Origin of the sequence: Pseudomonas sp. PICF6, from assembly GCF_009831705.1 — a bacterium.
Classification (GTDB): domain Bacteria; phylum Pseudomonadota; class Gammaproteobacteria; order Pseudomonadales; family Pseudomonadaceae; genus Aquipseudomonas; species Aquipseudomonas rhizophila.
Window position 1 is genome coordinate 75148 of sequence record NZ_WUUD01000035.1, and the last position, 770, is coordinate 75917.

1 pseudogene is annotated in these 770 nt (G+C 65.7%); it reads left to right on the forward strand.

Features of this window, described 5'->3' with window-relative positions:
- Positions 1-770 (forward strand): annotated as a pseudogene (locus GSM73_RS24970) (type IV secretion protein Rhs); the annotation flags it as partial.

A 770-nucleotide genomic window follows, 5' to 3' on the forward strand; every position in this document is an offset into this window, starting at 1 on the left:
GCGACGGCCATCTGACCGCCCTCAGCGACCGCTACGCCAACCGCCTGACGATCAAGCGCAACATCCATGGCGACATCAGCCGCCTGGACAACGGCGCCGGACGCGCCCTGCGCTTGCGTTATGAGCAACGTCATCTGGTCGCCATCGACTACCAGAGCTTTCACCCGGCCATCACCCTCGACGAAGCCTGGCGCACTGAACAGACGTTGGTGTCCTACCGCTACGACGGACGTTTCCGACTGATCGAAGCCACCAACGCCGCCGGCGAAAGCGAACGCTACGACTACGACGACCAGCACGTCATCCTGCAACGGCAACTGGCCGGCGGTGCGAGTTTCTTCTGGGAATGGCAAGGGGCAGGGCGCGCAGCCCGCTGCGTGCGGCACTGGGCCTCGTTTGCGCAGATGGACAGCCGCTACACCTGGGGCGAGGACGGGCAGGTCACGGTCCAGCACCTTGATGGCAGCCAGGAGGTGTACGTCCACGACGAGCGGGCACGGCTGGTGCGCAAGGTCGAGCCCGATGGCGGCGAGCACCTCAAGGCCTATGACCCCCAGGGCCGGCTGATCGCCGAACAGGACCCGCTGGGCGCCGTCACCGAATACCGCTACGACGAAGCCGGACGGCTGGTGGCGCTGATTCCGCCGGACGAAGAAGCAACGTCCTACGAATACCGCCACGGTTTCCTGCACGCCCGCTCACGCGGCAAAGCCGTGTGGCAATACCGGCGCAACGCCCAGGGCGATGTGATCGAGGTCATTGATCCGCAC